17 protein-coding genes are annotated in these 21,564 nt (G+C 60.7%); 10 read left to right on the top strand and 7 right to left on the bottom strand.

Translation table 11 applies throughout. The features are described from left to right. Nucleotides 1-17: 17 nt before the first annotated feature. Nucleotides 18-1,934 (top strand): ATP-binding cassette domain-containing protein, encoded by a 1,917-nt coding sequence (locus tag HBO05_RS15225; protein ID WP_169954188.1) that lies wholly within the window; start codon nt 18-20, stop codon nt 1,932-1,934. 178 nt (nt 1,935-2,112) lie between these two features. On the opposite strand, the gene HBO05_RS15220 is transcribed toward HBO05_RS15225, so the two are convergent. Continuing rightward, entirely contained in the window at nt 2,113-2,550 is a 438-nt protein-coding gene (locus HBO05_RS15220; RefSeq protein ID WP_169954187.1) for a universal stress protein, read from the bottom strand. A gap of 105 nt (nt 2,551-2,655) precedes the next feature. On the opposite strand from HBO05_RS15220, the gene HBO05_RS15215 reads away from it, so the two are divergent. After that, nucleotides 2,656-3,093 carry a hypothetical protein gene (locus HBO05_RS15215; RefSeq protein ID WP_169954186.1) on the top strand — a complete coding sequence of 146 codons (438 nt, stop codon included), beginning with the start codon at nt 2,656-2,658 and terminating at the stop codon, nt 3,091-3,093. Nucleotides 3,094-3,266: 173 nt separating this feature from the next. On the opposite strand, the gene HBO05_RS15210 is transcribed toward HBO05_RS15215, so the two are convergent. After that, nucleotides 3,267-3,608 carry a hypothetical protein gene (locus HBO05_RS15210; RefSeq protein ID WP_169954185.1) on the bottom strand — a complete coding sequence of 114 codons (342 nt, stop codon included), beginning with the start codon at nt 3,606-3,608 and terminating at the stop codon, nt 3,267-3,269. Between the two features lie 17 nt (nt 3,609-3,625). Here HBO05_RS15210 and fadB point away from each other — a divergent pair, with 17 nt between their 5' ends. From fadB to HBO05_RS15180, 6 genes are all read left to right on the top strand, one after another. After that, nucleotides 3,626-5,773, top strand: a complete 2,148-nt coding sequence (fadB, locus tag HBO05_RS15205) for a fatty acid oxidation complex subunit alpha FadB (protein WP_029300084.1) — start codon at nt 3,626-3,628, stop codon at nt 5,771-5,773. Between the two features lie 29 nt (nt 5,774-5,802). Further along, nucleotides 5,803-6,978 (top strand): acetyl-CoA C-acyltransferase FadA, encoded by a 1,176-nt coding sequence (gene fadA, locus HBO05_RS15200; RefSeq protein WP_005786153.1) that lies wholly within the window; start codon nt 5,803-5,805, stop codon nt 6,976-6,978. 93 nt (nt 6,979-7,071) lie between these two features. Continuing rightward, entirely contained in the window at nt 7,072-7,308 is a 237-nt protein-coding gene (locus tag HBO05_RS15195; protein ID WP_029300088.1) for a DUF1653 domain-containing protein, read from the top strand. Between the two features lie 114 nt (nt 7,309-7,422). Then, a complete protein-coding gene (gene topA / locus HBO05_RS15190) occupies nt 7,423-10,044 on the top strand; it encodes a type I DNA topoisomerase (RefSeq protein ID WP_169954184.1) in 2,622 nt (873 codons plus the stop codon). A gap of 129 nt (nt 10,045-10,173) precedes the next feature. Continuing rightward, nucleotides 10,174-10,695: a DUF6586 family protein gene (locus HBO05_RS15185; protein ID WP_076961269.1), complete on the top strand. Its 522-nt coding sequence runs from the start codon at nt 10,174-10,176 to the stop codon at nt 10,693-10,695. A gap of 181 nt (nt 10,696-10,876) precedes the next feature. Continuing rightward, nucleotides 10,877-11,110, top strand: coding sequence for a hypothetical protein (locus HBO05_RS15180; protein WP_026136850.1), 234 nt, complete (start codon nt 10,877-10,879; stop codon nt 11,108-11,110). 149 nt (nt 11,111-11,259) lie between these two features. On the opposite strand, the gene sulA is transcribed toward HBO05_RS15180, so the two are convergent. Both sulA and lexA read right to left on the bottom strand, forming a co-directional pair. Beyond that, entirely contained in the window at nt 11,260-11,739 is a 480-nt protein-coding gene (sulA, locus tag HBO05_RS15175) for an SOS-induced cell division inhibitor SulA (RefSeq protein WP_169954183.1), read from the bottom strand. 10 nt (nt 11,740-11,749) lie between these two features. Next, nucleotides 11,750-12,358, bottom strand: coding sequence for a transcriptional repressor LexA (gene lexA / locus HBO05_RS15170; RefSeq protein WP_029300096.1), 609 nt, complete (start codon nt 12,356-12,358; stop codon nt 11,750-11,752). A 263-nt stretch (nt 12,359-12,621) separates the two neighbouring features. On the opposite strand from lexA, the gene HBO05_RS15165 reads away from it, so the two are divergent. Both HBO05_RS15165 and nagZ read left to right on the top strand, forming a co-directional pair. Then, entirely contained in the window at nt 12,622-13,329 is a 708-nt protein-coding gene (locus HBO05_RS15165) for a TetR/AcrR family transcriptional regulator (RefSeq protein WP_169954182.1), read from the top strand. 140 nt (nt 13,330-13,469) lie between these two features. After that, nucleotides 13,470-14,480, top strand: coding sequence for a beta-N-acetylhexosaminidase (gene nagZ, locus HBO05_RS15160; protein ID WP_169954290.1), 1,011 nt, complete (start codon nt 13,470-13,472; stop codon nt 14,478-14,480). A gap of 123 nt (nt 14,481-14,603) precedes the next feature. Here the strand turns inward: nagZ and HBO05_RS15155 are convergent, their stop codons facing one another. Genes HBO05_RS15155 through mfd form a run of 3 tightly spaced genes read right to left on the bottom strand, consistent with a single transcriptional unit; the run spans nt 14,604 to nt 21,336 of the window. Further along, nucleotides 14,604-17,297: a DEAD/DEAH box helicase gene (locus HBO05_RS15155; RefSeq protein ID WP_172313162.1), complete on the bottom strand. Its 2,694-nt coding sequence runs from the start codon at nt 17,295-17,297 to the stop codon at nt 14,604-14,606. A 9-nt stretch (nt 17,298-17,306) separates the two neighbouring features. Further along, a complete protein-coding gene (locus HBO05_RS15150; RefSeq protein ID WP_170043341.1) occupies nt 17,307-17,876 on the bottom strand; it encodes a CsiV family protein in 570 nt (189 codons plus the stop codon). 10 nt (nt 17,877-17,886) lie between these two features. Further along, nucleotides 17,887-21,336, bottom strand: a complete 3,450-nt coding sequence (gene mfd / locus HBO05_RS15145) for a transcription-repair coupling factor (RefSeq protein ID WP_172313159.1) — start codon at nt 21,334-21,336, stop codon at nt 17,887-17,889. Nucleotides 21,337-21,564: the final 228 nt, after the last annotated feature.

Raw genomic sequence — 21,564 nt, 5'->3', positions numbered from 1 at the left:
AGTTTTTGGAGAAGCGTATGACCCTGCTCAAATTCAGCGATGTGTCCCTTGCTTTCGGCGCTATGCCGTTGTTGGACAAGGTGTCCTGGCAGATCGCCCGTGGTGAGCGGGTGTGCATCATCGGCCGCAACGGCACCGGCAAGTCCAGCATGATGAAGCTGGTAAAAGGCGACCAGAAGCCCGATGACGGCTCCGTGTGGCGCGCCCCGGGCCTGAAGATCGGCGAATTGCCGCAAGAATTGCCGGTGGCCGACGAACGGACCGTGTTCGACGTGGTTGCCGAAGGCCTCGACGGCGTGGGCGCATTGCTTGCCCAATACCATCACCTGGCGCAGAACTGCGTCACCGATGCCGACCTGGACAAACTGATGCACGTCCAGCAAGACCTTGAAGCCCGTGATGGCTGGCGCTTGCAGCAATTGGTCGACAGCACCTTGAGCCGCCTGCAACTGCCGGCCGACAAGACCCTCGCCGAATTGTCCGGCGGCTGGCGTCGCCGCGTCCTGCTGGCCCAGGCCCTGGTTTCCGAGCCGGACCTGCTGCTGCTCGACGAACCGACCAACCACCTGGATATCGGCGCGATTGCCTGGCTTGAAGAAGCCCTCAAGGACTTCCAGGGCGCCGTGTTGTTCATCACGCACGACCGTTCCTTCCTGCAGAACCTCGCCACGCGCATCCTCGAACTGGATCGCGGCGGCCTGATCGACTGGAACGGCGACTACGCCAGCTTCCTCGTGCACAAAGAGGCCGCGCTGTCCGCCGAAGAAACCGCCAACGCGCTGTTCGACAAGAAACTGGCCCAGGAAGAAGTCTGGATCCGCCAGGGCATCAAGGCCCGCCGCACCCGTAACGAAGGCCGCGTACGGGCCCTGAAAGCCTTGCGTGTGGAGCGTAGCGAGCGTCGCGAACGCACTGGCAAGGCCAATATCCAGCTCGATACCGCCGACAAGTCGGGCAAGCAGGTCATGGTCCTGGAGAACGTCAGCTTCCATCACCCGGATGGCCCGTTCCTGATCAAGGACTTCTCCATGGTCCTGCAGCGCGGCGACCGCATCGGCCTGCTGGGCGCCAACGGTACCGGCAAGACCACCTTGCTCAAGCTGATGCTCAGTGGCCTGCAACCGACCAGCGGTACCGTGGAAGAGGGCACGCGCATCGACGTGGCCTACTTCGACCAACTGCGCCACCAGTTGGACCTGGAAAAGACCGTGATCGACAACGTCGCTGAAGGCCGCGACTTTATCGACATCGACGGCCAGAGCCGCCACGTGCTGAGCTACCTGGGGGACTTCCTGTTCAGCCCGCAACGTGCGCGTACGCCGGTCAAGGCGTTGTCTGGCGGTGAGCGTGCGCGTCTGCTGCTGGCCAAGCTGTTCAGCAAGCCGGCCAACCTGCTGGTGCTCGACGAACCGACCAACGACCTCGACGTGGAAACGCTGGAGTTGTTGGAAGAGGTCCTGCTGACGTTCAACGGCACCGTGCTGATGGTCAGCCACGACCGGGCATTCCTCGACAACGTGGTCACCAGCACCCTGGTCTTCGAGGGTGAAGGCAAGGTGCGCGAATACGTCGGTGGTTACCAGGACTGGCTGCGCCAGGGCGGCTCGCCGCGCCTGCTGGGTGTGACCGAGAGCAAGTCCGGCAAGGCCGACTTGAACTCTGCGGTGGTTGCACCGGCGGCTGCTGCGCCGGTTCAAGAAGCCGCGCCGGCCGCCAAGAAGAAGCTCAGCTACAAGCTGCAGCGTGAGCTCGAAGCCCTGCCGGGTGAGATCGAGGCCAAGGAAAAGCAGATCGCTGGCGTGGAGGCCGACATGGCTGACGCGGGTTTCTACCTGCGTCCTGCGGCAGAAACGGCCAAGGTCATCGAGTCCCTTGAGAAGCTGAACCAGGAGCTGGAAGTATTGGTTGAGCGTTGGGCCGAGCTGGATGCCTGATTGATTTAGCGGCAATAAAAAACCGGCGCTCTTACGAGCACCGGTTTTTTTATATGAAACGCACTTCAATAGGTAGGAGCTGGCTTGCCTGCGATAGCGGTATGCCAGCCACCAGATGTATCAACTGACAGACTGCTATCGCAGGCAAGCCAGCTCCTACATTTGATTTGCAGTGTTCTTACGAGCTTTTTACCAGCTTCACTGCCAGTACGTCGCAAGGCGCGCCGTGCAGTACATCGTTGGCAGTGGAGCCCAGCAGCAACGCCAAGCCGTGACGACCATGGCTGCCGACCACGATCAGGTCGCAGCTCTGTTCCTTGGCCAGGTGGTGGATTTCCTGGCGCGGCTGGCCATAGGTCAGGTGGCTTTGGTCTTTTTTCAGCGCGGGATACTTGTCAATCAGTCGGTCCAGGCGCTCCTTGGCCTGGTCGAACTGCTGCTGTTGCAGTTGCGAAAGATCCATCGGCACGTCGCCGCCAAAGGCCATGGCCATGGGTTCGACGATATGCACCAGGGACAGCTTCACGGTATCGCCGGCAATGGCCACGGCGCGCTTGATCACCGGATCGCACTCTTCGGTCAGGTCCACGGCGACCAGAATATGTTCGTAAGTCATGAGGCGTTCCTCCAGGGGACTGCAATAAGTTCAGTATGGCTGCTTTCAAGCGGATGGGGTTGAGTCAGGTCAAATCCGCTCATCTAGAAATTCGGGAGTACACATATGACGGTCTGGATAGTGGTGTCAATCCTTCTAGTGGTCTTGAGCCCCCTGGCATGGTTGCGACCGTCGCGCCACCAGAGCGGGCGCATGGCCCTGCGCATGGAGGCGCGCCGCATCGGCCTGGCGATGCAATTGTCGCCCCAGGAGTGGCCGCACTGGCTCAAGCAAGAGCCGCCCAGCCCCTGTGCGCAGTACTGTCGGCCACGGCGCGGCAGCAAACCCGCACTCTGGGTTTACTGGCAGCAGGAGCCCGGGGTGTGGGTCAACCAATGGCAGGAAACCTGCGTGGACGAGAAGTTGTTGCCGCATTTTGCAACGCTGCCGGCCAATGTCTACAAAGTGGAGGCGGACAAGCAAATGATCGCCGTGTATTGGGGTGAGAAGGGCGAGTCCAGCGACTTGCAGGCCATCAGTGCGTTACTCAAGGCCTTGGCCTGACACACCTGTAGGAACCGGCTTGCCGGCGATAGGGCCGTTGAGCACGCCATCGCCGGCAATAAAACGTAGGCAATAAAAAGCCCGACATCATCATCGGGCTGGAACTGGCCAGGCAGGCCGGTAAATCTGTAATTCGTCACGCCGCGCATTCGCACAGGCGTTCTCACATGCGGCTAGCCTAGCCGGATATCCGCCGCTGTACAGGCCGTTGCTGGCTCTTTCGCATTATTGATCGGGTGAATGCCTGCGCATTGATTAGCCTTGGCGGTTATGAAATGACTGAAAAGTCGCGTTTTTACGGCGCTTTCGGGCGATTGACAATTGCCCGGAATTGGCTGAAGGTGGCGTACCCAAATCAAACGGGCGTATGAATTGAGTGTTTGTCTGTCAGGCATCTCATACATAATCCCGACTATCGCATTGGCGGGTGTGCCTGGCGCGTTGGTATGAGCATTGACGAAGTGATCAATGCCCGACCAGGGGCCAGCGTCCGATGTGTACTGTTCAGCTTCCATATCGTGGAGATCAGTTGATGATTTACGAAGGTAAAGCCATCACGGTTAAGGCTCTTGAAAGTGGCATCGTCGAATTGAAATTCGACCTCAAGGGTGAGTCCGTCAACAAGTTCAACCGTCTAACCCTGAACGAACTGCGTCAGGCCGTAGACACCATCAAGGCTGATGCATCGATCAAGGGTGTGATCGTCTCCAGCGGCAAAGACGTGTTCATCGTCGGCGCTGACATCACCGAATTCGTCGACAACTTTAAGCTGCCCGATGCCGAGCTTGTGGCTGGCAACCTCGAAGCCAACAAGATTTTCAGCGATTTCGAAGACCTCAACGTGCCGACCGTTGCCGCGATCAATGGCATCGCTCTGGGCGGCGGTCTGGAAATGTGCCTGGCCGCGGACTTTCGCGTCATGGCCTCCAGCGCGAAAATCGGCCTGCCGGAAGTCAAGCTGGGCATCTACCCGGGCTTCGGCGGTACCGTACGCCTGCCGCGTATCATCGGTGCCGACAACGCCATCGAGTGGATTGCTGCCGGCAAGGAAAACCGTGCTGAAGACGCGCTGAAAGTCGGCGCCGTGGATGCCGTGGTTGCTCCGGACAAACTCGCAGAAGCTGCACTGAACCTGATCAAGGGCGCCATCAGCGGCGAATTTGACTACAAGGCCAAGCGTCAGCCGAAGCTGGAAAAACTCAAGCTCAACGCCATCGAACAAATGATGTCGTTCGAAACCGCCAAGGGTTTCGTCGCCGGTCAAGCGGGCCCTAACTACCCGGCCCCGGTCGAAGCGATCAAGACCATCCAGAAAGCCGCGAACTTCGGTCGCGACAAGGCCCTGGAAATCGAAGCCGCCGGCTTTGTCAAACTGGCCAAGACTTCTGCTGCGCAGAGCCTGATCGGCCTGTTCCTGAACGATCAGGAGCTGAAGAAAAAGGCCAAGGCCTACGACGAAATTGCCAAAGACGTGAAACAGGCTGCCGTCCTCGGTGCCGGGATCATGGGTGGCGGTATTGCCTATCAGTCGGCGTCCAAAGGCACACCGATCCTGATGAAAGACATCAACGAGCACGGTATCGAGCAAGGTCTGGCGGAAGCCGCCAAGCTGCTGGTAGGCCGCGTTGATAAAGGTCGCATGACCGCTGCGAAGATGGCTGAAGTGCTTAACGGCATTCGTCCTACGCTTTCCTACGGTGATTTCGGCCACGTCGACCTGGTGGTCGAAGCCGTTGTCGAGAACCCGAAGGTCAAGCAGGCGGTCCTGGCTGAAGTTGAGGCCCAGGTCAAAGAAGACACGATCCTGGCTTCCAACACCTCGACCATTTCCATCACCTTGCTGGCCAAGGCCCTCAAGCGTCCGGAAAACTTCGTCGGCATGCACTTCTTCAACCCGGTGCACATGATGCCGCTGGTAGAAGTGATCCGTGGCGAGAAGTCCAGCGAGCTGGCAGTTGCCACCACCGTTGCCTACGCCAAGAAAATGGGCAAGAACCCGATCGTGGTCAACGACTGCCCGGGCTTTTTGGTCAACCGCGTGCTGTTCCCGTACTTCGGTGGTTTCGCCAAGCTGGTCAGTGCTGGCGTGGACTTTGTGCGTATCGACAAGGTCATGGAAAAATTCGGTTGGCCAATGGGTCCGGCGTACCTGATGGACGTGGTCGGTATCGACACCGGCCACCACGGTCGCGACGTCATGGCTGAAGGCTTCCCGGACCGCATGAAAGACGACCGTCGCTCGGCTGTCGATGCGCTGTACGAAGCCAAGCGCCTGGGCCAGAAGAATGGCAAGGGTTTCTATGCCTACGAGACCGACAAGAAAGGCAAGCAGAAGAAAGTTGCCGATCCATCGGTTCACGAAGTGCTGGCGCCAATCGTCTACGAGCAGCGTGAGGTGTCCGACGAGGACATCATCAACTGGATGATGATCGCCCTGTGCCTGGAAACCGTGCGTTGCCTGGAAGATGGGATCGTCGAAACCGCTGCCGAAGCCGATATGGGCCTGGTGTACGGTATTGGCTTCCCTCCATTCCGTGGTGGTGCGCTGCGTTACATCGACTCGATCGGTGTGGCCGAGTTCGTTGCCCTGGCTGATCAGTACGCTGATCTGGGCCCGCTGTACCACCCGACCGCGAAGCTGCGCGAGATGGCCAAGAATGGCCAGAGCTTCTTCGGTTAAGTGCCCAGACGACTAGAGCGAGAATATTTATGAGCTTGAATCCAAGAGACGTCGTGATTGTCGACTTCGGTCGTACTCCGATGGGCCGCTCCAAGGGCGGCATGCACCGCAACACCCGCGCCGAAGACATGTCGGCGCACCTGATCAGCAAGCTGCTGGAACGCAACGTCAAGGTCGACCCGAACGAAGTCGAGGACGTGATCTGGGGCTGCGTCAACCAGACCCTGGAGCAGGGCTGGAACATCGCGCGCATGGCCTCCTTGATGACCCAGATCCCGCACACCGCTGCCGGCCAGACCGTCAGCCGCCTGTGTGGTTCGTCCATGAGCGCACTGCACACCGCCGCCCAGGCGATCATGACCGGCAACGGTGATGTGTTTGTGGTCGGTGGCGTGGAGCACATGGGCCACGTCAGCATGATGCACGGCGTCGATCCTAACCCGCACATGTCGCTGTACGCGGCGAAAGCCTCGGGCATGATGGGCCTGACCGCAGAAATGCTCGGCAAGATGCATGGCATCACCCGTGAAGCCCAGGACGCCTTCGGCCTGCGCTCCCACCAGTTGGCCCACAAGGCGACTGTGGAAGGCAAGTTCAAGGATGAGATCATCCCGATGAACGGCTATGACGAGAACGGTTTCCTGAAACTGTTCGACTACGACGAAACCATTCGTCCGGACACCACACTGGAAAGCCTGGCGGCCTTGAAGCCGGCATTCAACCCAAAGGGCGGCACCGTGACTGCCGGTACTTCGTCGCAGATCACCGATGGTGCTTCGTGCATGATCGTGATGTCGGCCCAGCGTGCCCAGGACCTGGGGATCCAGCCTCTGGCAGTGATCCGTTCCATGGCTGTGGCGGGTGTGGACCCGGCGATCATGGGCTATGGTCCAGTACCGGCCACACAAAAAGCCTTGAAGCGCGCAGGTCTGAGTATCTCCGACATCGACTTCTTCGAGCTCAACGAAGCTTTCGCCGCACAGGCCCTGCCAGTGCTGAAAGATTTGAAAGTACTCGACAAGATGAACGAGAAGGTTAACCTGCACGGCGGTGCAATCGCCCTGGGCCACCCATTTGGTTGCTCCGGTGCGCGTATCTCCGGCACCTTGCTTAACGTGATGAAGCAAAATGGCGGCAACCTTGGGGTTGCAACCATGTGCATTGGTCTCGGCCAAGGCATTTCTACCGTCTTCGAACGCGTCTAAGCGTTGGGTTGACGGAAGCCGGGGCCCAGTGCCCCGGCTTTTGTTTTTTGGAATTTTTAATTTTTTTTATAAATTTTGTAAGAGGGCCAGAGCATGAAAGTCGAACCAGGGCTCTACCAGCATTATAAAGGTCCCAAGTACCGCGTTTTTAATGTGGCGCGGCACTCCGAGACCGAAGAAGAAGTGGTGTTCTACCAAGCACTGTATGGCGATTACGGCTTTTGGGTGCGCCCCTTGAGCATGTTCCTGGAGACCGTCGAAGTTGACGGCAAGCAGGTCCCGCGCTTTGCTTTGGTGCAGGTCGAACCCAGTCTTTTTTCAGGGCAATAACGGCAGGTTGCGCAGAATGCTGTGCTTGACCTCACTGTGTTGCCACTATATATAGCGTTGCCGCGTCAGGCGCCAACCGCCTTTCTCTTCTCGAATTCAGGAATTTTCCGATCCATGGGCAAATCGCTGGTCATTGTGGAATCCCCGGCTAAGGCCAAGACCATCAACAAGTACTTGGGTAACGAGTACGTGGTGAAGTCGAGTATCGGCCATATCCGAGACCTGCCCACCAGCGGTTCGGCTAGCGCCAGCAAGGAGCCTGCTGCCAAGCGCGGCAAGGCGGCTGCGGGCGAAGGTCCGGTGCTCTCGCCTAAAGAGAAGGCGCGCAAGCAGCTGGTCTCGCGCATGGGTGTGGACCCGGATCATGGCTGGAAGGCCAAGTACGAAATCCTTCCGGGCAAGGAAAAGGTGATCGAGGAGCTGCGCCGGCTCGCCAAGGATGCTGACACCATCTATCTCGCGACGGACTTGGACCGCGAAGGGGAAGCCATTGCCTGGCACCTGCGCGAAGCCATCGGTGGGGACGACAGCCGCTATAAACGCGTGGTGTTCAACGAAATCACCAAGAAGGCGATCCAGGAAGCCTTCTCCAAGCCGGGCGAACTGGACATCGACCGCGTCAATGCCCAGCAGGCTCGGCGCTTCCTCGATCGCGTGGTCGGCTACATGGTCTCGCCGCTGTTGTGGGCGAAGATCGCCCGTGGCCTGTCCGCTGGTCGTGTGCAATCGGTAGCGGTCAAGCTGGTGGTGGAGCGTGAGCGCGAGATTCGTGCGTTCAACCCTGAAGAGTACTGGGAAGTCCACGCGGACCTCGGCACCGCCAAGGGCAATAACGTGCGCTTTGAAGTGGCCCGCGAGAAAGGCGAGGCCTTCAAGCCGCTCAACGAAGCCCAGGCCATGGCCGCGCTGGAGAAGCTCAAAGCTTCCAGCTACAGCATCGTCAAGCGTGAAGACAAGCCCACCAGCAGCAAGCCGTCGGCGCCGTTCATCACCTCCACCCTGCAACAGGCCGCGAGCAACCGCCTGGGCTTTGGCGTGAAGAAGACGATGATGATGGCCCAGCGTCTGTACGAAGCGGGCTACATCACTTATATGCGTACCGACTCCACCAACCTGTCGGTGGACGCGGTGGCGATGGCGCGTACTTATATTGAAAGCGAATTCGGCAAGAAGTACCTGCCGGAGAAGCCAAACGTCTATAGCAGCAAGGAAGGCGCACAAGAGGCCCACGAAGCGATTCGTCCCTCCGATGCCAATACCGAGCCAAGCAAGCTGAGCGGCATGGAGCGCGACGCTGAGCGCCTCTACGAGTTGATCTGGCGCCAATTCCTGGCTTGCCAGATGCTGCCGGCGCAATACCTGTCCACGACCGTCACAGTGGGTGCCGGGGACTTCGAGCTGCGCGCCAAGGGTCGTATCCTCAAGTTCGACGGCTATACCCGCGTGATGCCGCAAATTGCCAAGCCGGGCGATGACGACGTCCTGCCAGACATGGCCCAGGGCGATGCGCTGAAGCTGATCAAGCTCGACCCGAGCCAGCACTTCACCAAGCCGCCACCCCGTTATTCGGAAGCCAGCCTGGTCAAGGAAATGGAAAAACGCGGTATTGGTCGTCCTTCGACCTACGCGGCGATCATCTCCACCATCCAGGACCGCGGCTACGTGGCCCTGCATAACCGTCGTTTCTATTCGGAAAAGATGGGCGATATCGTTACCGAGCGTTTGTCCGAGAGTTTCTCCAACCTGATGGACTACGGCTTTACCGCCGGCATGGAAGAGAACCTCGATGACGTGGCCCAGGGCGAGCGCGATTGGAAAAACGTCCTCGACGAGTTCTATGGTGACTTCAAGAAAAAACTCGAAGTAGCCGAGAGCCCGGAAAACGGCATGCGCGCCAACCAGCCGGTGATGACGGATATTCCGTGCACCACCTGCGGCCGGCCGATGCAGATCCGTACCGCGTCTACCGGTGTGTTCCTGGGTTGCTCGGGCTATAGCCTGCCGCCCAAAGAGCGCTGCAAGGCCACCGTCAACCTGGTGCCGGGTGATGAAATCGCCGCTGACGACGAGGGTGAATCCGAGTCGCTGGTTTTGCGTGGCAAGCACCGTTGCCCGATCTGCAGCACGGCCATGGATGCCTACCTGCTGGACGAGAAGCACAAGCTGCACATCTGCGGTAACAACCCCGATTGCAACGGCTACGAGATTGAAGAAGGCACCTATCGCATCAAGGGCTATGAAGGCCCGAGCTTGGAATGCGACAAGTGCGGCAGCGAGATGCAGCTCAAGACCGGTCGCTTCGGCAAGTTCTTCGGTTGCACCAATCCGACCTGCAAGAACACCCGCAAGCTGCTGAAAAGCGGTGACGCGGCGCCGCCGAAGATGGATCCGGTGAAGATGCCCGAGCTCAAGTGCGAGAAGGTCAACGACACCTACATCCTGCGTGACGGCGCTTCGGGCCTGTTCCTGGCCGCCAGCCAGTTCCCGAAAAACCGCGAGACCCGTGCACCGCTGGTGATGGAGATCGTGCCGCACAAGGACGAGATCGATCCCAAGTACCACTTCCTGTGCGAAGCGCCGAAGAAGGATCCCGACGGTCGTCCGGCCGTGATCCGCTACAGCCGCAAGACCAAGGAGCAGTACGTGCAGACTGAAGTGGACGGCAAGCCTACGGGCTGGAAGGCGTTCTACGACGGTGGCAAGTGGAAGGTCGAGGACAAGCGCCAGGGCGCTTGATCCCGCTCCTGCATTGAAATAAAGGCCGCCTTCACAGGCGGCCTTTTGTTTTGCGCTTGCAGTGGGCTTGTCTCATCCGTGACACTGTTCAGCCAGCATCACGTTTATGTCGTTGTGGAGACTGCCGTCATGGCCAACGAACTCTATACCCGTACCAACCAGAAAATTTACTTCGCGGGTTTGTCCCTGGAAGCCCTTGGTCGTGCCGAGGAAGGGAAGGAGATGAATGCTATTGCGCTGGTCCAGGCGGGGCGAGAGTCGGCCTTGTTCCATCTGTATGGGGCTTTGCTGGGGTTGTGTCATGAAATTGCCGGTTTCTATCGCCTGCCCCAGGCGAATGCGCCTCGGGCCGAGGATATCCTGACCCGTGAGGTGCTCGAGTCTATGGCCATCCCCGAGTTGGCCGAGCTGGTGGAAATGGCCCGCAGCCCTGACAGTTGGCTGGCTCGCTTGTTGGCTGCCCATTCGGCGCTGTTCCAGCCGCCGCGTGTGCCGCACAAGCCCAAGGGCGATGTGACCCAGCCGTTGATCGTTGCGGTCAGCCTGGAAGAAGAAGGGCCGGAGCCGCTGAGCCGGGCTGAGTTGGAGAGCTGGCGCCAGGAGCTGAAGAAGCTGGCGATCCGCTTTCGGGATGGCTTGAACGAGTGCTGAGCGGCAGGGCACTGTAGGAGCCAGCTTGCCGAGCAATGCCAAGTTGACTGCCGGAGCGCTATCGCTGGCAAGCCAACGCCTACAGACCATTCATCAAGCCGTAAAGAAAGCTGTTCAGATCCTGAGCGAGGCCGCGTTGATGACTGATATAATGCCGGCCTTTCGTGGAGAACAGATTTTTATGCCAACGTCCTTTCTGGAAATTGTTGAATTGCCCGACGGCCGAATTGAGCTGCGCAGGGCTGAGGACGAGGGTTCTCTGGTGACTTTGGACTTTTCCGAGGACGCCAAGGCGTTCCTGCAAGGCCAGCATGTGGAAGTGGCAAAAGCCATGTTGAGCGTGGGTGTGCAGATGGCGGGGCGCCTGGCTGAAGGTGAGCCAGAGAAAGACGACGGTCCACGGGTTCTTCACTGAGTCCGTTTGTCGTTTTTAAGATTCAAATGTTCAATCGGCTTCTCAATTCTGTAGAAGCCTTGCGTCCATCGCAGGCACTGACCTGACGTCAGGCTGCAATCGGACGACCTGTACCACTCCCGATAACGCGTTGCGCGTCAGTCTCGGGCTTATCCCAATCGAATATTCAAGCTTTGTGCGTCGCCCGTGCGCGCTGCGCTGATCAACTGCTGCTTGGCCGAAGCACCCAGCGGGTTCAGCCAGCTGACAACAGTGTGACTACGCCCCAGGCGCAACGCTTCGCAGGTCAGTTGCTGGGCGCTCTGGGTGCCGCGCGGTTGCAGCAGCAGGATACGCTCGCGGTTCAGGCCTGCATCCCGCAGCCAAGCCTGGGTCAGGCTGGACGGCGGGGCGATCAGGGTCAGCCAGCGGGCGTCCTGTTCCTCGCTCAGGTCACGCAGGATTGGCGCCAGCAAGCTCAGGCAGTTCCCGGCAGCGCCACGCAACGACAATTCACTGAATACCTCCGGTTCGGCGGGGGCGGTCCATGGGGACTCCACCGTCTCGCTGAGGATAGGTGCAAGCGGCTGGGCCAAAAAGGCCTCAAACAGTGGCAGTTGTGTATGTTGTTGCGCATGTGGGAACTGCATGATGCCTCCGTTAGCGGCGAATAACGCCGACACTCAAGCCTTCGATCACCAGGTCCTGATCCTTCAGGTTGACTTCAATTGGCGAAAACTCGGGGTTTTCTGCCAGCAGCCAGACTTTGCTGCCTTCGCGCTTGAAGCGCTTGACCGTCACTTCATCGCCGATGCGGGCCACGACGATCTGGCCGTTGCGCGCTTCGCGGGTGGTGTGTACGGCTAGCAGGTCGCCGTCGAAGATACCCACGTCCTTCATGCTCATGCCATGGACCCGCAACAGGTAATCGGCGCGAGGATGGAAGAAGGTCGGGTTGATATTGCAGGACTCTTCGACGTGCTGTTGTGCAAGAATCGGCGCACCGGCAGCGACCCGGCCGATGATCGGCAGCGTCGATTCGTCAGCCTTGGCTTCGAAGCCAGGGATACGAATGCCACGGGATGCGCCCGGGGTCATTTCGATTGCGCCCTTGCGGGCAAGGGCCTTCAGGTGTTCTTCGGCAGCATTGGGGGATTTAAACCCCAGCTCCAGGGCGATTTCTGCCCTGGTCGGCGGATAGCCGTTGTCGTCGAGGCAGCGCTTGATAAAAGCGAGAATCTCAGCTTGGCGTGGCGTCAGTTTTAGCATGTTGATCGCTCTGTCTTTTTATACAGTGACTGGGATTATATACAGTGAACTGCGCTTGGCAATCATCGTTTTTGCCGACTCCGCCGGACGGTCATCCGTCGGTCCTTGCAAAGCCCGGAGATAGCGCGGCCTACAGGCCGTTGAAGATGTGATTAAATAGGTGCGAATCGGGTGACTGCCCGGCCGGAAAACGGACCTGCAGGCTTGACATTGCACAAGGTGAAACGTATGTTTCAAACAAGTGTTTGTCAGGCGGAGTAGCCATGGCCCAGTCGGAAACCGTTGAACGCATTCTCGATGCTGCCGAGCAGTTGTTCGCGGAAAAAGGATTTGCTGAAACCTCATTGCGCCTGATCACGAGCAAAGCCGGGGTCAACCTGGCGGCAGTGAACTATCATTTCGGCTCGAAAAAAGCCCTGATCCAGGCCGTCTTCTCACGTTTTCTGGGGCCGTTCTGCATCAGCCTCGACCGTGAGTTGGAGCGGCGCCAAGCCAAGCCCGACAATAAGCCGAGCCTGGAAGACCTGCTGGAAATCCTCGTCGAACAAGCCCTGGTGGTGCAGCCACGCAGCGGCAACGACCTGTCGATCTTCATGCGCCTGCTGGGCCTGGCCTTCAGCCAGAGCCAGGGCCACTTGCGCCGTTACCTCGAAGACATGTACGGCAAGGTCTTCCGTCGCTATATGTTGCTGGTCAACGAGGCGGCGCCACGTATTCCGCCTATCGAATTGTTCTGGCGCGTGCACTTCATGCTCGGCGCAGCGGCGTTCAGCATGTCCGGGATCAAGGCTTTGCGCGCCATCGCCGAGACCGATTTTGGAGTCAACACCTCCATCGAGCAGGTCATGCGCCTGATGGTGCCGTTCCTGGCCGCTGGCATGCGCGCTGAAAGCGGTGTTACCGACCCGGCCATGGCGGCCGCCCAACTGCGCCCGCGCAGCAAGTCCGTACCGGTGGCGGCCAAGGTTTAGCCACTGGCGTCTGGGCGCAACCGCTTGCATCCGCTAAGCTAGCCGCCCATGCCGATTTCAACTAGTTACCCGCACCCCATCGCCTTGCCCGGCTCGACCTGGCGAAGCGGCGGGGTGCGCGCGTCATTCAAGGAAAATTTATGACTGCTGCCCTGCAAGGCTCTTTGATGGTGGACGTCGCCGGCACCTGGCTGACAGCTGAAGATCGCCACTTGTTGCGCCAGCCTGAAGTGGGCGGCCTGATCATTTTTGCGCGCAATATCGAGCATCCGCGCCAGGTGCGGGAATTGAGCGCCGCCATTCGTGCGGTGCGCCCGGACCTGCTGCTGGCCGTCGACCAGGAAGGCGGTCGGGTCCAGCGCCTGCGCCAGGGGTTTGTACGCCTGCCGGCCATGCGTGCGCTGGCGGACAATCCGAACGCCGAATACCTGGCCGAGCAGTGTGGCTGGGTCATGGCCACGGAAGTACTGGCAGTTGGCCTGGACCTGAGCTTCGCCCCCGTGCTGGACCTCGACTACCAGCGTAGCGCCGTCGTAGGCACGCGTTCGTTCGAAGGTGATCCCGAACGTGCAGCGCTGCTGGCCGGCGCCTTTATCCGGGGTATGAACAGCGCCGGCATGGCCGCCACCGGCAAGCACTTCCCGGGGCATGGCTGGGCGGAGGCAGATTCCCACGTCGCCATTCCCAATGATGAACGTAGCCTGGAACAGATTCGCACCCACGACCTGGTGCCCTTTGCGCGCCTGAGCAAGCAATTGGCCGCGGTCATGCCGGCCCACGTGATCTACCCGCAGGTCGATAACCAACCGGCCGGCTTCTCGCGCCGTTGGCTGCAAGACATTCTGCGCGGCGAGTTGCAGTTCGACGGGGTGATTTTCAGTGATGACCTGTCCATGGCCGGTGCCCATGTGGTGGGGGATGCGGCGAGTCGGATCGAGGCTGCGTTGAGTGCTGGCTGCGACATGGGCCTGGTGTGCAATGACCGTGCGGCCGCCGAGCTGGCCCTGAGTGCCGCCCAGCGCATGAAGGTCACGCCGTCGGCGCGCATTGCCCGTATGCGTGGGCAGGCGATTGCGTCGACTGACTACAAGCAGCACCCACGTTGGTTGGCGGCGCTCGGCGCGCTTCGGGATGCGCAGTTGATCGAATGAGATTGAGCTGCGCCCATCGCAGGCAAGCCCGCTCCCACATTTGATTTGTGGCGGTACCAAAAATCTCTGCCCCAGTGAGCCCCCCCTGTGGGAGCGGGCTTGCCCGCGATAGCTATCTAACTATCAACGCTTCTCTAGCTTTTGGGGCAATGGCGCGAACAGCGCCTCGATATCTTCGTTGCCCAACTTCCAGTCGCCCGTGGTACGACCATCCAGCACACCCGCCGCCAGGTCTGACTTTTCTTGCTGCAACGCCTGGATCTTCTCTTCCACGGTGCCCCGGGCAATCATCTTGTAGACGAATACCGGCTTCTCCTGGCCGATGCGATACGCACGGTCAGTCGCCTGGTTTTCCGTGGCTGGGTTCCACCAGGGGTCGTAGTGGATCACGGTATCGGCTTCGGTCAGGTTAAGCCCCACGCCGCCAGCCTTGAGGCTGATCAGGAAGATCTGCAGCCTGCCACTCTGGAAGTCCTTGACCGGCGTGCGCCGGTCGCGGGTCTGGCCGGTCAGCAAGGCATAGGCGACCCCGCGTTTTTTTAGTTCGATCTCAATCAGGCTGAGCATTGAGGTGAACTGCGAGAACAGCAAAATCCTGCGCCCTTCGGCAAACAGTTCGTCGAGCATCTCCATCAGGCTGTCGAGCTTGCCCGAGCTGCTGCCGCGCGCGGGCGGGGTGGCGTCGTTCACCAGGCGCAGGTCGCAGCAGACCTGGCGCAGCTTGAGCAGCGCTTCCAGAATGATGATCTGGCTACGAGCCACGCCCTTGCGGGTGATCTCGTCGCGCACCTTCTTGTCCATGGCCAGGCGCATGGTTTCGTACACATCGCGCTGGGCTTCGTTGAGATCGACCCAGTGGATGATCTCAGTCTTGGGCGGCAATTCAGTGGCCACCTGTTCTTTGGTGCGGCGTAGCAGGAACGGCTTGATCCGACCGTTGAGGTGTTGCAATCGCACGTCGCTGCCGCGTTTTTCGATGGGCACGCGGTAATCACGGTTGAAGCTTTTTACATCGCCCAACCAACCCGGCAGCAGGAAGTGGAACAGCGACCACAGTTCGCCCAGGTGGTTTTCCAGGGGCGTGCCGCTCAGGCACAGGCGCTGGCGTGCATTCAGCTCGCGGGCGGCCTGGGCGGCCTTGCTGGTGGGGTTCTTGATGTATTGGGCTTCGTCGAGGATCAGCACATGCAGCGGCTGCGCGGCCAGTTGCTCGATGTCTTTGGGCAACAGGGCGTAGGTGGTCAGCAGCAGGTCGTAATCCTGTAACTGGGCGAAGTGTTTCTTGCGCCCGGCACCGTACAGCGCCAATACCTTGAGCTGCGGGGTGAAGTGCGCGGCCTCGTCGAGCCAGTTGGGGATCAGGCTGGTGGGCATCACCACCATGCACGGCCGGTCCAGGCGCCCGGCGATTTTTTCGCTGAGAATATGTGCCAGGGTCTGCAGGGTTTTGCCCAGGCCCATGTCGTCCGCGAGAATCCCGCCCACTTCCAGTTGGCGCAGGGACTGCATCCAGCTCAGGCCTTCGAGCTGATAGGGGCGTAACGTGGCGTTCAGGCCTTCGGGGGCGATGCAGGTGAAGTCCTTGATGTCGCGCAGGCGCTGGGCAAAGCTGCGGATCTGCTCGCCGCCTTCCCATTGCAGGGGCAGGTCTTCCAGCGGGTTGAGCCGAGTGGCGTCGGCCTTGGCCAGGCGCAAGGTAGTTGTGCCGGGCTCTTGCAGGTAGAACTCGCCGAGGGTCGCCAGCACCGGTTTGAGCCGGCCATAGGGCAGGGCGACTTGCAGTGGGCCGTGGCCACCGTTGGGAAGGCCAGGGATGTTCACCAGGATCAGTTCGTCGTCGCGACGGCGCGCGAGTTTTTCCGGGTTGAGGATTTCGGTGTGGGAGCGCATCAGGTTCAACAGGATCGGCAGCAGGCTCAGCCGTTCGCCATTGACGATGATCCCCAGCTCCAGGTCGAACCAGTCGCGCTCCGGCACTTCATCGACGCTGGCGTACCAGTCATCGACCGGGCTCAGGTCAAAGCCGAAATCCTCATCGATCTGCAGCTCCCAGCCTTCAGCGCGCAGGCTCGGCGAGGCGTTGAGGGTGAAGTTCAGCCAGGCGCTGTCATTGACCATCTCAAACAACTCGCCGGCGCTTTCCGGCAGGGCCTTGCTCTGGCGGGTGGCGATCTTGAAGCCAAGCAGGCGCAGGTGTTCGCGAAAGCCTTGTTCCACCTCGGGGTGACGCTTGATCCGCAGGCTCTGGGTTTCCTGGCGCACGATGATATCGGCGTTTTTCTGGCCGCTGACGTAATTGCCCAGGTAATTGAACGACAGCGCCGCCCGGTGCTGGATATAGCGCTGCATCTTGCCGTTGCGCGGCTCAAAGGCGCTGAACTCGATGCTGGCCAGCCACAGCCGTGGAATCGGCTGCACGTCCTCAAGCACCACTTGCGGCAGGACCACGCGGTTATCCAGCACGGCCTGCAGCTTCTCCAGCAGTTCGGCATCCTTGGCCGCTGCCGGGTAGGCCAGGGTTTCCTGGACCTGCAGCAGCACCGCCGCGATGTGTTTGCAATTGGTGTGCACGGGGCAGGTGCAGCGACTGTCCACCAGGATCAAGGTGCCTTTGGCCGACTCGCGCAGAGAGATGGTCTGGCGATACACATTGCCGCCCGAGCCTTCGCAACTGGCGATGATGGTGCTGTCGCCCGACTCGACAATCCGCACGCGGTTTTCCAGGGCGTAGCGCCTGCCGCGCTCCAGGCTTTGTTCCTTGAAGCGGTTGGCCCAGGAGGGGGCCAGGGGCTTGGTCAGCGAGGGCGTCAGGGGCATGGCGCTGGATCAGTCCGCGAGGCCGGGCGGCGGTGCGCTCGGTGGCTTGGCGGTGAGGGAGGTGATCTTGATCAGCAAGGCCAGGTGGCCGCCGTCCAGGTAGTTGAGTTGGTTGTTCTTGGTGCGCACGTCTGGCTGGCTCAGGTGTTCGCTGGCAATCACGCTGCCGTTGTTGTCGAACTGGTTGAGCCACAGGCTTGCGTCAATACGGGTAAAGCGCCCCAGTTGCAGGTCCAGGGTGCCCTGGATGGGGTACTGGCCGAACTGTTCCTGGCCGTCGGTGATTTTCACCTTCACCGGCTGCTCGCCCAGGTTCTGTTCCCAGGCCTTGTGCAGCAGTACGGTGTAGTCGCCATTGGCCTTTAGTTTCTCGACGATGTTGTTCAGGCGCGGCGGGCTGATTTTCTCGATCCCTTGGCGTGGCGCCCCGGCGGCCCAGTCTTCCGGGGCTGGCCGGCTGTTGATCACCGGCTCCGCATTCTGGCGGATCAGGATCATTTCCACCTGGTAGAGGCTGTCGGCAAACGCCGAAGGTGCAACTACCACCAACAACAGGCTCAGGATACGAAGCAGGCGCATGGGGCGTCCTTCAAGCAGATTTCGGGATGAGGCGCTCAAACAGCGCCTCCAATGTATTAAAGCGCTCTTCTGCACGTTCCATCGGCACCATGAACTTGAACAGCGTGGCGCCTTCGAATTTGTAGCGGTTGGGCTGGCCCTGGATCAACTTGATCAGGACCAGTGGGTCTACCGGCGTCTGCGCTTCGAACTCGATACGCCCGCCCTGCGGCCCGGCGTCGACCTTCTTGATCCCCAGTTGCTCGGCCTGCAGTTTGAGCAGGGTCAGGCGCACCAGGTTCTTGGTCGGTTCCGGCAACAGGCCGAAGCGGTCGATCATCTCCACTTGCAGGTCCTTGAGGCCTTCTTCGTCGGTGGCCGAGGCGATGCGCTTGTACAGGATCAGCCGTGCATGCACATCCGGCAGGTAGTCCTCGGGAATCAACGCCGGCAGGCGCAGGTTGATTTCCGGGCCGCCGCCCAGGGGTTGATCGAGGTTCGGTTGCTCGCCTTTGCGGATGGCCTTTACCGCCCGCTCGAGCATCTCCATATAGAGGGTAAAGCCCACGGCCTGGATCTGCCCGCTCTGGCCGTCGCCCAGCAGTTCGCCGGCGCCACGGATTTCCAGGTCGTTGGTGGCCAGCACAAAGCCTGCGCCCAGGTCCTGGGTGTTGGCGATGGCCTCCAGGCGCTTTTCGGCGTCGCCAGTGATTTGCTGGCGCGGTGGCGTCAGCAGGTAGGCATAGGCCTGGTGGTGACTGCGGCCGACCCGGCCACGCAACTGGTGCAGCTGCGCCAGGCCGAACTTGTCGGCGCGCTCGATGATGATGGTGTTGGCGCTCGGCACGTCGATGCCGGTCTCGATGATGGTCGAGGCGATCAGCACGTTGAAGCGCTTGTGGTAGAAGTCGCTCATCACCTGTTCGAGTTCGCGCTCGCGCATCTGCCCGTGGCCGATGCCGATCCGTGCTTCCGGCACCAGTTCGGCGAGGTCGGCGGCGCATTTCTCGATGGTTTTCACATCGTTGTGCAGGTAGTAGACCTGGCCGCCGCGCAGCAACTCGCGCAGCAGGGCTTCCTTGATCGTGCTGTTGTTCTGCTCCATGACGAAGGTGCGCACCGACAGGCGTCGCGCCGGCGGCGTGGCGATGATCGACAGGTCGCGCATGCCCGACACCGCCATGTTCAACGTGCGCGGGATTGGCGTGGCGGTCAGGGTCAGGATATCGACCTCGCTGCGCAGGGCCTTGAGTTGCTCCTTCTGGCGTACGCCAAAGCGGTGCTCTTCGTCGATGATCACCAGGCCCAGGTTCTTGATCTTCACATCGTCCGACAGCAGCTTGTGCGTGCCAATCACGATATCGATCTTGCCTTCGGCCAGGTCGGCGACGGCGGCGTTGACTTCCTTGGTCGACTTGAAGCGGCTCATCACCTCCACGGTCACCGGCCAATCGGCGAAGCGGTCGCGAAAGCTGTTGTAGTGCTGCTGGGCGAGCAGGGTGGTCGGCACCAGGATTGCCACCTGGCGGCCGCCATGCACCGCGATGAACGCGGCGCGCATCGCCACTTCGGTCTTGCCAAAGCCCACGTCGCCGCAGACCAGGCGGTCCATGGGCTTGGGCGCAAGCATGTCGGCGCGCACCGCATCGATGGTGGTTTGCTGGTCCGGGGTTTCTTCGAAGGCGAAGCCGGCGCTGAACGTGGCGTAGTCGGCCTTCGGGTCGGCGAACGCATAACCTTCGCGGGCCGCACGGCGGGCATAGATGTCCAGCAGTTCGGCGGCCACGTCGCGCACCTGCTCGGCGGCCTTGCGCTTGGCCTTCTGCCAGGTCTCGGAGCCCAGGCGGTGCAACGGTGCGAGGGCGTCGTCGCTGCCGGTGTAGCGCGCGATCAGGTGCAGGTTGGCCACCGGCACATAGAGCTTGGCGCCCTCGGCGTATTCCATGGTGAGGAATTCGGCGGCCTGGTTGTCGATCTCCAGGGTCTGCAGGCCCAGGTAGCGCCCCACGCCGTGGTCGATGTGCACCACCGGCGCGCCTTCGCGCAGTTCGGTGAGGTTCTTGATCACCGCGTCGTTGTTGGCGTCGGCGCGTTTTTCCCGGCGCCGGCGCTGCATCACGCGTTGGCCGAACAGCGGGCTCTCGGCAATCAGCGCCAGGGCCGGATCATCCAGTTGCAGGCCTTCGTTCAGCGGCGCAATGGTGATCGCCAGGCGATCCTTGCCGGCGACAAAATCTGGCCAGCTGTCGACAGTTTTTGGTCGCAGCTTCAGGCGTTCCAGCAACTCCAGCAGCACTTCGCGGCGCCCGGCGGATTCGGCGGTAAACAGCACACGACCGGGGAAGTCACCGAGAAAGTCGGACAACGCTTGCAGCGGCTGGCTGGCCTTGGCCTCGATGGCCAGGTTGGGCAGGGTCTGGGCCGGGAAACGCTCGCGACCGACGCCGGCTTCCACATCCTGCTGGCTGGCGACCACGCGCGGCCAGTTTTTCAGGCGGGCGAAGCAGTCCTCTACCGGCAGGAACAGCTCGGCAGGCGGCAATAAAGGCCGGGAGGGGTCGACGCGGCGTTCTTCATAACGGTTGCGCACGTCGTTCCAGAAGTTTTCCGCCGCCTGCTCGATACCCGGCAGCGAGAACACCTGGGTGTCCTGGGGCAGATAATCGAACAGGGTCGAGGTTTCGTCGAAGAACAGCGGCAGGTAGTACTCGATACCGGCGGGCGTAATCCCGCTGCTCAGGTCCTGGAAGATCGGGCAACGACGGAAGTCCACGTCAAAGCGCTCGCGAAAGCGCGCCTTGAAGCGCGTGACCGCGTCTTTTTGCAGGGGGAACTCCCTGGCCGGCAGCAGTTTGATCGACTGTACTTTGTCGATGGAACGCTGGTTTTCCGGGTCGAAGGTGCGCAGGGTCTCGATTTCGTCATCGAACAGGTCGATGCGGTAGGGCAGTTTGCTGCCCATCGGAAACAAGTCGATCAGTGCGCCGCGCACGGCGAACTCGCCATGTTCGTACACCGTATCGACGCAGCGGTAGCCACTGGCTTCCAGGCGCGTGCGCATTTGCTCCACGTCGAGCTTCTGGCCGATATCCAGCACCAGGCTGCTGCCCAGCAGGAACTTGGTCGGCGCCAGGCGGTGCAGCGCCGTAGTGATCGGCACCACCAGTACACCGTGGGCCAGTTCCGGCAAGCGGTACAGGCTGGCGATGCGCTGGGAGATGATGTCCTGGTGCGGCGAGAACAAGTCGTAGGGCAGGGTTTCCCAGTCCGGGAAGTGCAGCACCGGCAAATCGGGGGCGAAGAAGCTCAGCTCCTGCTCCAGCCGCTCGGCACTTTGGCTGTCGGCGGTCAGGAGCAGGGTAAAGCGCTTGGCTGCACTGGCAGCCTCGGCAATGGCCAGGCTCAGGGCGGCACCGGGCAGATTGCCCCAATGCTGTTTACCTGCCTGGGCAGGGAGTAGCGGTAGACGCAGGACGGGCACGGAAGGTTGAGCTCCAGCGTTGCGACAAAGTCGGTAATTGTAACGGCCTGGAGTGCCGCCTGTCAGTTGCTGACTGTGCCTATTACGGTTTGTAGGAAATGTAGTGGCTAAGACAAACAATGCGCGGTTTTGACTCAATATGTAGTGCCGAAATGCACATATGTTTCGGAGGGTTACGGACAAGTCGCCTGGGGCTCTCTCCGAGGGGTTCGCTGGAAGCCGCGTATT

Source organism: Pseudomonas sp. WS 5079 (assembly GCF_012985465.1).
GTDB lineage: Bacteria > Pseudomonadota > Gammaproteobacteria > Pseudomonadales > Pseudomonadaceae > Aquipseudomonas.
The sequence above is the reverse complement of the archived record's forward strand: the minus strand, read 5'-3'. Positions and strand labels throughout refer to the sequence as shown.